The following is a 9,739-nucleotide window of genomic DNA, read 5'->3' as shown; positions in this document are numbered from 1 at the left end:
GCTGAGTGCTGAGTGCTGAGTGCTGAGTATTGAGTGCTGAGTGCTGAGTGCTGAGTGCTGAGTAAGAAGTTAGGAGGCGCGGTGATGTGAGAACGGTAATTTAATATACAGAATTGTGTGTACTCTTAAAATGTAATAAGTTGCGAGTACAAAAATTATCTTTCTACTCTGCTCTAAAAATAGAGGCGCAAGCGATACTGAAACCTCTGTGACACCTAACCTCTTACTCAGCGCTAAATACTCAGCACTCAGCACTCAATACTCAGCACTCAGCACTCAGCACTCAATACTCAGCACTCTTAACTATTAAAATGTACCGTACAATTCTTTTGGCGAAGATTCATAACTGCACTCTGACAGCAGCGAACATAAATTATGTAGGTAGCATTAGCATCGACCAAGTATTATTAGATAAATCTGGAATTTTACCTTATGAACAGGTGCAAGTCGTCAACGTCAATAATGGTGAGCGTTTCACGACTTATGCAATTCCTGCACCAGCAAATTCTGGAGCAATAGAACTAAATGGGGCTGCGGCACGTCTAGGCATTTCAGGGGATCGGCTGATTATAATGACTTACGGGCAGTTAACAATGGAAGAGGTAAAAACTTACTCTCCTACTGTTGTACTTGTAGATGAAAAAAATCGACTTTTAGAGGTACGACGCTATTCAGACCTGCTCGCGTCTTTATAACCGAATCAAGATAATGTCTAATGAAAGAAATATCACCAACTGGAAACCTACCTCAAAACTTTGGAGCAAAGATTTCTTTGTGCGAAAGCCAAGTAGGGAATTTTGCCGTACAATTTTGGGGTGTGCGAGGTTTAATTCCGACACCAGGTAATTCTACGAATCGTTACGGAGGTAATACTGTTTGTGTTGAGATGTTTGTTGCTGGTAAGCACTTGATTTTTGATGGTGGTACTGGTTTAAGAAGCTTGGGTAAAAATTTGCAGCTTTTGAATTGTTCTTTAAGCACGCATTTGTTTTTTACCAACTCCCAGTCCAACCGTATCCAAGGATTTCCATTTTTCGCTCCTGCGTTTGTTTCCAACAATAATCTTTACATTTACGGTAGCGCTGCAAGTAACGGCGCCTCAATTAAGCAGTGTTTGGGAGACCAAATGCTACAACCGCACTTCCCGTATCCACTACAAGTTATGCAATCAGAGTTAGCATTCTGTTACCTAACTCCGAACCGCGTGATTACACTTGATGATGTGACGATTAGTACTGCATTAATTAACCATACTCAGAAATCAATTGGGTATCGCGTAACTTGGCAAGAGTATAGCGTTGCTTATATTACAGATTTGAGTAAGAATATTGATGACGTTAAACTAGCAAACGTAATTGATTTGGTGCAGGGAGCAGATTTGCTAATTGCTAACGCAACTTATACAGAACTGACACCAAGAAACCATCAAAATGATGATTTCCCTTGGCAAGCAGCTGTTGATTTAGCACTGAAAAGTGAGGTTAAACGCTTAATTATTTCGCATCATCACCCTGATGACGATGATGAATTTCTTGACGTAGTACAAGCGAAAGTCAAATCGGTCTTTGATGAAGCAATATTAGCGCATGAGGGGCTAGTTATAAGTATAGATAGTTAAGTTTTCAACAATGTCTTAGAACTTTATGACATTTATGAGATTTATGATCAAATTCAGTAAAATTAAGCGAAGTAAAGTCTAATTTCTATCTTGTCAAAAATAAGACTCCCGACAACTAACGCGGAGTATGTCGGGAATCTTAGTTTTAAGCTGGTTGAAACAGACTTTGTGATACTGGAGCAATCGCGCGTGAGACTTGAGCTAGCTTTTCGCCGACTGCCCCACTCATTAGGAGTTCTTTTGTTAAAGCAATACCTGTTTGCATATCTTGACATATACCACTACGCCACAAGTAGAATCCTCCATTCCATAACGCACTTTGCATAACTTCACAAGATTTACCCGCAAGCGTTGCTTTGATTTCTAATATCAACTCTTCTGTTGTTTTTAACGGTACGTCGTGCGCTGTAAAGTTATATTCACGAGGCGCCAAATGCAACCGCTCAGTTAACTGAATTTCTGGTGCAACTGCATCAAGATTTTGAGACCATAAACCAATTATTGCTGTACGGTCGCGCGGTAAATCACAACTACCTTCCAAGCCTTTAACAGTCGTATATTGAGTAATACCCTGTAAAGAATTAGCGATTTGAAACATTCCTTCGGTTGGTGGATGAACGAAGCCAGAAATAATATGAGCATCACCCAAGTAAGGGTTCCATATCAACTCCATTGTGGCAAATGGAGGTCTTTTACCCAACTGGTCACGGTATTCCCAAATTGAATTAGTCAAAGGAAAATGTCTGGGTGTATATACTAAAGCAATACCAGTTTGCTCAAATACTTCTTGGGTTTTCTCAAACGACATTCTTGTCCAGTCAACCCCTAATCCTTGCCAAACTTCAACCAAAGGTAAACCATATTTGGTTGGTAAACGGTTTCCACCATGCATCACAACAGGTTGTCCTGCTGCTGCAAGTAATAAAGCAGTAATTGGACTAATTGGAAGAGTGCGAGTGCGACCATCGTAAGGTATACCCAAAACGATAACTTTTCGTAGCGCAACTGGTTTAAGCTTGGGTCCTAGCTCATTATACGCATCGAGCATTCCCGCTAACTCCTCACCAGTTGGGCGCCGGATGCGGTGAGCAATCATAAACGCACCAATTTGTGCTGGTGTTGCTTCACCCAGCAACATCATTCTAGTAGCAACAGCAGCCTCAGTGCGAGTTAGATTTTCATTCGTATGGTTTCCACTGCCTACCTTTTTTAGCAATTCCCGAAATTTATTACTCATGGTAAAAATCCAAAATAGTATGACTAATAGTTAGCTTGCGTTTTGCATATCCAAATTAAACTGAGGTGGTATATGTTGACGCACTAGTTGCCAGAAATGTTTAATTGGAGGAATTTGCAAACGGTCATTAGTAGTCACCATTACGACTCGACGGGTAAAACTTGATGTCGTATCTGATAGGACATTAGTATTGTTAGCAAGGGGACGAACAGCAAGAGTTGGGTCATTGCGTGCTTCAACTAAAGCTGAATATGGTAGTAACGCAACAAACTCACCTTGTCGAACCACTCCTCTAAAAGCATCAAGCGTATTTACTTCTAAAGCCGCTTGTAAAGTTGCTTCGAGTCGTTCAAATTTATCCTGTACTAACCTTTGCATTCCATACCCGTCTTTGAATACAACCTGCGGGTAATTAACTAAGTCCGACCAGGGAATTATGTCATGTTGTGCTAAAGGATGGTTAACTGCGATCAAAACTTCGATTGGTTCCTCGTACAGTGTTTCCACAATCATTTCGCGACCCGTAGTCAAGAAACGATTGTTCATTACAATTGCCAAGTCAACCAAACCGTCCTTAAGAACTTTCAGCGCGCGGTCGCTTCCTAGGGATGTTACCCGTAACTGTACATCTGGGTAATCGTGGCAAAATTGCTGTAATACTGGCGGCAAATAATAAGCACATAGCGAGTGTATCGCTGCAACACATAGCTCTGGTTGTTTTCCAGACACTAAATCAGCAATTTCCTGCGTTGCGCTTTGCCATTCAGCACATATTTTACGCGCGCGCGGCAATAACCGCTCACCCGCAAGCGTCAATTTTGCCTGACTCGTGCGATGAAAAAGTTCACATCCCAAGTCACCTTCTAATGCCTGAATTTGACGACTGATAGTTGATTGCGTGACACCGCATTTACGTGCGGCGCCTTGAAAACTACCAGCCTCAGCAATACCCAGAAAAGCTTGCAGCTGCTCTAGTCGCATTGTTTATGTAGCCTGAATTACATTTGTGGCTTTCATCAACTTAGCGGATTTGACACTAAGTTTTAGTAGATTTTGTTACATCTTGCTTCTTCACCACCACTTTTTCGAGTAGCAGTAATGTTCGGTTATTTACGTTCGACACGGTAAAATAACCGAGTTTTTGACGAAATCTGAGTATCAGAGAATTCTAAATATTTTCTTAAAAAATAATTCAGTCTCTGCAAAAAATTAACATTTTATAACATTTTCTTAATTCATTATTAAATATTTGTCTTATAGCACAATTATAGTGCATTTGTACCAAAGTTGTGGCATACGGTAAAAGAAAAAATTTTTAGAGCAATAAACCGGGCATGATGTCAGAAGTCAAAAAGCTTTATATTGTTCGCGCTTTAATAAGCCTAAAAATATGAAGTGTATGTAGACCATAAACTGGCACTTTTCATTTTAAAGTTTTTTTAAAATTTGTACTGATAACTTTGCACTCTCTACATAAAACAATCAACAGGCAGCAATATTTTTCAGTGTATATTCGTAAGCATTAAATTTAATTAAGTTAAATAAATAACATTAACATCCTAAAAATAAAAATCAAAAAAATCAGGGATACCTCTGGTGTCAGAAGTGAGAAAAAGCTTGCACAATAGGCACATCAACAACAAAAATGTTAGTCAGTTTTAAAGAGAATGATTATGCAAGTTAAAAAGATTGTAAGTAAAGCAGCTATCGTATCGGGTGTAATTTTGTCTGCCGCTATTGTAAGCCGCCCTGCAACGGCTGCATCTTTTCAGGTAACAGTCGAAAACCCAGGTGTAATGAATACAAATTTATCACTTCTGAAAGATGCCTACGTACAAAATTTTGATGGACAAGCATCTGGTTTTAACCAAAACGGTTTCACGTGGATTGCTAATGGGCAAACGATTGGTCAATATAGTAATGTTTTAATCATGAACGCAGACCAATACGGCGGTGCTGGTGGAACTGGAAAGTATTTCGATGTGGATCAAGCCAGATCAGGTAAAGCGAAACAAACATTTTCTACCCTGAAACTGACAACCCCACAAAAGTACTTCGGATTTTGGTGGTCGGCAGGTGACGGTAATAACGTACTAGAATTTCTTTCAAAAGGTGAAACTGTTTACAAGATGACTACTAAGGATGTAGTTGATATAATAGGCAAACTATCGAATAAACAGGCATACTACGGTAATCCGAATTCGCAATTTGGGGGTCTAGATGGTAATGAAGCCTTTGCTTTCATTAACTTCTACGATACTGATGGAACCTTTGACGAAATTAAATATACCAACATAGGTGGAACTGGTTTTGAGTCAGATAATCACACAATAGCTGCTGGTTACATTCGTGCTGTTCCTGAGTCTTCTGCGGTGTTAGGTATTGGTTCGATTGCTTTTCTTGGAGCTGCTTCAGTTATGACTCGTACAAGGAAGAAAAAGACTATTTTGGAATTGTCCTAAGTGCGCGTTGATTTTCCTAGAGGATATGTTGACATCGATTATCCTCTAGGAAATCCGCTGCTTGCACGTATATAAAAATATAAACAAGTATAAAAACTACACTATTTGTACAGATTAATTATATAAAATAGCGCTTTTTATGCGTTCAGGGAGTGTTTCCGGAGGAGAATAAACACTTAATTTTAATTTCAAAAAGTAATAATAATTACCTTTTTGAAATTAAGAGACTATTCGCAGTGCATTATTTATCCTGCACCATCCAAGTCAAGAAACCAAGAATTTGTTCAACTGGAGGTAAAGGATAATCGTTTAAATCAATCGTAACAGTTTTATTAACTAACTTAAGAAAACGCCATTGCGTACCACTGGTAATACAGCCATAAATTGTTGTAATTGGAGCAGAATTAAATTCATTAAATCTTTGTGCTGCCACCATTTCTGCTATACATTGCCCAACACCTGATTTTAAATCAGCTTTTTTTGCTTCTACAAGCACAACTACTGGCGCCTCAATTTCCATAAGTTCTGGAGAACGACTAATCAAAAAGTCGCATCTGCCATTTAGACCAACGCTTTCATCAACATCAAAGCTTTCACCAGAAAATAAGCTAATTTGACGTTCCATAATTTTACGCACTTCTAAAAGCACAGGACTTATTATCAATTCTGAACGTGCTTTTTCACTTCCTGTTGCAGCTGCTAACGGTAAACTTTCTTGCAAAAATTCTGTCAGTGTAGAGCTAGCAGCAATTGGCTCTATAGCAGGCAAAAACCGAACGTTTTCAACTGTCTTTAAATCAAATGCTTTCTTAACTTTACCAATTGTTGAAAAATCATTGTAAGCCATAAATCATTAATACTTTATAATTTAGATTACCTTCAAAGGTTTAAGTTAACTCCCGTTTTTGTAACTGTTCAAGTGGCGCCAAATTTTTCAAAGCTGCTAAAGCGTGTAAGCGTACTTGGGTATTATCATCAGCAAGTAATACAGTTAATGGTTCAACTGCATCAATTCTAGCAAGTTGTCCCAAAGACAAAGCAATTGCACTTCTAACGTTATTGAAAGAACAAGCTGGATGCTTTTGACGTAGCATTTCTAGTAAAATATCGGCGGCTTTGTCAACTAAAGGTTGCTGAACTCGTCCTAGAACAGTAACAATTTGCTCGCATAGAGTCTGTGATTTGATAATATCAAGCGCTTGTTGTAGATATTCCAAGCCGGAAATAGTGCCAACCCATGAAAGCGCGCGGATTGTTTCTATTTGTAACTGCACTGGCGCCTGTTGCGATATGAGCAAATGATACAAATGATGTGCCGCAGCATCATTACCTATCCGCGATAGAGAAACAGCTGCTGCATTTCGTACTCCCAAATCACTATCATAAAGTTTGGGTTGTAGTAATGCGACTAAATCTAACTCAGAATTATTTAAATCACGACGGTAACTTAACCCTGTAATAGCTGTGCGCCTAACTTGTGCTGATTTATCGTCTAAACTACGTAAAAGTACTGTAACAACGCGCGGGTCATGAAAACTACTTAACGCTTCAATTGCTGCTGCACGAACGGCAACTTGAGAATCAAAGGCAACACTCAACAACGGTTCAATAGTGTCTTTGTTACGAATGTAACACAGTGCTTGCGTAGCTAATAATCGGGTATCCTCTGTTACAAGCAAATCCGAAAGGGATTTTATCGCTTGTCCACCAAGTTGCCCTAGTGCAGCAGACGCTATTGACCTTAATTCTTCCGAGCGGTCAGTTTGAATTAACTCTATCAATGCTGGAATTGCCTCGGTGTTTTTGAGTTCTCCTAAAATTCGCACCGTGTACCAACGTAACTCGTCTTCAAGCGTATCATCCGATAATATTTCTACAAGCTTTGCAATTGCTGCACTTCCTAACCGATTAAAAACTTTGGCAATTTCCCAACGAGAATGAAAATCACCATGCTCAAAAATCAACAGTGCTAATTCGAGCAAATCTTCTTGGCACTCGATTGTATTAGTATGATTTGAATTTTCTGAAATTAATGCGAAGAGCAGTTGATTCAAGGACGACCAATCGGCAGTATCGCGCGCTACTTGCGCTTGGGTTAAAAGCTGGCTGATATTATTCACGTCTTCTATTAGTTACTCTTATGCTTATTATTAGTCAATTCTCGTATAGTTCAATATATCGAAATGTTTTTGGCTTTAAGTTCAGATAATTTTATGCGTATATTACATAGCTAGCATCCGTATTTTGCACAACTCACAATATTCCGTAACAATTTATACGATTTTTACTCTCACTCAACATTAACTCAAGTTATGTAAAGAGTTACTAACCCAGTATCCAAACCTCGCTTCCTGCTTCTTTACAAACTTTAAAGGTATAGGACTTTTAGCTATTTTACGATTTAAGCTATCCCTATGCCTTAAATAACCGCTTAAGAGAGGCTTATGTGATAGTCATAAATGTTACCGTAAATTCCTGAGTTACTTATAAATAGCCTTTTTCCCTTTATATCAAGGCTTTAATTCCCCTTTGGTTCTAAAAATAAGCGAACGCCCAGTGATAAATTAAATGATTGGAGAATAGAGGATGGATTTGTATTGGAGAGCGATTTAACTGACATCCTCTGGGAGCAATATAGGAGATAGCAGGTAAAATCGAAGACATAAGCTTTCCACGCGAGACAGTCAATGGTAGAACAACTGATTGGGAAACGAATTTCTATCCCCGGACAATTCACAGCTCGAGTTACTGTCGAATCGGTTACAGTTGTAGATGATACCGTATTGCTACAGGTACGTACAACTGAAGGCGAATTGCGTGAAGCTATTTTAGGTAGCTCGGACATTGAGGAAATTTTAGCTCATCAACAGCAAACGAGTGCCACAACTGTCGATGCTAATTCATTTTTTCTGTTTATTGAGTCAGCACGGATAAAAACAGCGTTTGCTTATGACCCGCATTTTGCTGTAAGTCTTAGTGGTGTGCGTCCCTTACCTCACCAGCTAGAAGCGGTATACGAGCGAATTTTGCCCCAGGTGCGGTTGAGATTTCTGTTGGCAGATGACCCAGGCGCCGGTAAAACTATTATGGCGGGGTTGTTGTTGAAAGAACTTAAACTGAGAAATGCTATTGACCGCGTGTTAATTCGGCTCTTCCGTACATAGCGTGCTAAATCTGTTGGTAAATTAGCTTGTAATCATTGCTATGCTTATCTTACAGCCATTAGTGCTTTGACAAAAATCAAATTACTAAAATTTCAACTATAAGTACCTGTAAGCCCTGATTTTAAAGGAAAACTATCGATTTTAATTAAAATTTAGCACGCTATGTACGGAAGAACCGACATTTTTCACAAAGCGTAATTAAATTTCCTGGTCTATTACTTCTGTCTGGTTGGCTTTTCCAATATCCAATATGATGAATTTGTAAAACTTCTGACTTACCTTTACAGTTGGGATTTTGACATTTATAACCATCACGATGTCTAATATAACATGTTAAGTTATAATAACCTAGTTGCTCGCCTTCTTGATATTGCTTGCCTTCTATTTCTGGATTTTTTATTTTTTGAATATCAAAGTTTGCTGTTTCAACAATAATTTTTTTTACTGGCAATCTTAATTTAATTCTTTCAACAATCTTTAAATGAGCATCAAGTTTATGTTGAATTGATGGAGCCAGCCACCCAAAATTACGTATACGATTGTCAAATCTAGGTGCGCGATGTCTTAATCTATTTCTTCTTTGTCTACGATACTTTGAACGCTCTGTAATACGTTCTGACACTCCGTCTAATAATTCTAATTCTCCGCCAATTAATTCATGTGATTCAGTAATTGCACTAAATCCTATATGTTGATAACCAGCGTCAATTCCAAGTGTTACTTCTTGTTTGTAACCGCTAGAACCGTAATTTAATTGAATAGTAAAAGGGTCACGCCCAACAATTTTGGCTTTTCCTGAAGATAAAAGTAACCTGGCTCTTCGAGGTGATGTTGGCATTAACGGTTGACCATGTTTGTTGATAACTAATACTTTCATTGTTTTGTCGTTGTTGAACTAATAAAGAGTTCATCCCTTATAGGTGGTTTTCTTCTCCCAAGGGGAGACACTACGTGAACGTCAATGTTTTTTGAGGTTTTAAAGTAGCAACACTTCGTCCTTGCTCCAGAACTATGTTTAATCACCACCCGCAGTGTTCAATGCTAGAAAACGGTTTACCAGACCAGGGTAAGCGCATCTAAATTTGTATTAACCAATACAGATTTTTTAGCTTAAAAGTGGATTTAGCAATTAGAATTTAGTACAAAAAGAATATTTAAAATAAATGCACTAATTGAACATCCGAATGCTTGTATATTTGGACGTTACATTCAATGAAGATGCATGTCGTGTTCGTAATGGTCATGCTCCACAAAACTT

The 9,739-nt window shown here is 38.6% G+C and carries 9 protein-coding genes; 4 read left to right on the top strand and 5 right to left on the bottom strand.

From position 1 onward, the window contains the following. Positions 1 to 311: 311 nt before the first annotated feature. Both panD and AC2JBO_RS39310 read left to right on the top strand, forming a co-directional pair. Positions 312 to 695: an aspartate 1-decarboxylase gene (gene panD, locus AC2JBO_RS39315; protein ID WP_496959059.1), complete on the top strand. Its 384-nt coding sequence runs from the start codon at positions 312 to 314 to the stop codon at positions 693 to 695. A 20-nt stretch (positions 696 to 715) separates the two neighbouring features. Beyond that, complete coding sequence (locus tag AC2JBO_RS39310) at positions 716 to 1,618, top strand: MBL fold metallo-hydrolase (RefSeq protein ID WP_496959058.1); 903 nt, start codon at positions 716 to 718, stop codon at positions 1,616 to 1,618. A 145-nt stretch (positions 1,619 to 1,763) separates the two neighbouring features. Here AC2JBO_RS39310 and AC2JBO_RS39305 read toward each other — a convergent pair whose 3' ends face one another. Continuing rightward, positions 1,764 to 2,855: an anthranilate phosphoribosyltransferase family protein gene (locus AC2JBO_RS39305; RefSeq protein WP_496959057.1), complete on the bottom strand. Its 1,092-nt coding sequence runs from the start codon at positions 2,853 to 2,855 to the stop codon at positions 1,764 to 1,766. Positions 2,856 to 2,885: 30 nt separating this feature from the next. Beyond that, positions 2,886 to 3,836 (bottom strand): LysR family transcriptional regulator, encoded by a 951-nt coding sequence (locus AC2JBO_RS39300; protein ID WP_496959056.1) that lies wholly within the window; start codon positions 3,834 to 3,836, stop codon positions 2,886 to 2,888. A gap of 692 nt (positions 3,837 to 4,528) precedes the next feature. Here AC2JBO_RS39300 and AC2JBO_RS39295 point away from each other — a divergent pair. Next, the gene (locus AC2JBO_RS39295) at positions 4,529 to 5,317 is read left to right on the top strand and encodes an Npun_F0296 family exosortase-dependent surface protein (protein ID WP_496959055.1); all 789 of its coding nucleotides are present in this window, start codon (positions 4,529 to 4,531) and stop codon (positions 5,315 to 5,317) included. Positions 5,318 to 5,558: 241 nt separating this feature from the next. On the opposite strand, the gene AC2JBO_RS39290 is transcribed toward AC2JBO_RS39295, so the two are convergent. Both AC2JBO_RS39290 and AC2JBO_RS39285 read right to left on the bottom strand, forming a co-directional pair. Further along, positions 5,559 to 6,164: a hypothetical protein gene (locus AC2JBO_RS39290; RefSeq protein ID WP_496959054.1), complete on the bottom strand. Its 606-nt coding sequence runs from the start codon at positions 6,162 to 6,164 to the stop codon at positions 5,559 to 5,561. Positions 6,165 to 6,204: 40 nt separating this feature from the next. Continuing rightward, a complete protein-coding gene (locus AC2JBO_RS39285) occupies positions 6,205 to 7,437 on the bottom strand; it encodes a HEAT repeat domain-containing protein (protein ID WP_496959053.1) in 1,233 nt (410 codons plus the stop codon). 567 nt (positions 7,438 to 8,004) lie between these two features. Between AC2JBO_RS39285 and AC2JBO_RS39280 the strand changes: the two genes are divergently transcribed. Continuing rightward, positions 8,005 to 8,481, top strand: coding sequence for a hypothetical protein (locus AC2JBO_RS39280; protein ID WP_496959052.1), 477 nt, complete (start codon positions 8,005 to 8,007; stop codon positions 8,479 to 8,481). Positions 8,482 to 8,641: 160 nt separating this feature from the next. Here AC2JBO_RS39280 and iscB read toward each other — a convergent pair whose 3' ends face one another. After that, complete coding sequence (iscB, locus tag AC2JBO_RS39275; protein WP_496959051.1) at positions 8,642 to 9,358, bottom strand: RNA-guided endonuclease IscB; 717 nt, start codon at positions 9,356 to 9,358, stop codon at positions 8,642 to 8,644. Positions 9,359 to 9,739 lie beyond the last annotated feature (381 nt).

It is taken from the genome of Calothrix sp. CBUCES-K 9914, from assembly GCF_059640475.1.
This window is presented reverse-complemented; position numbering and strand designations above follow the sequence as displayed.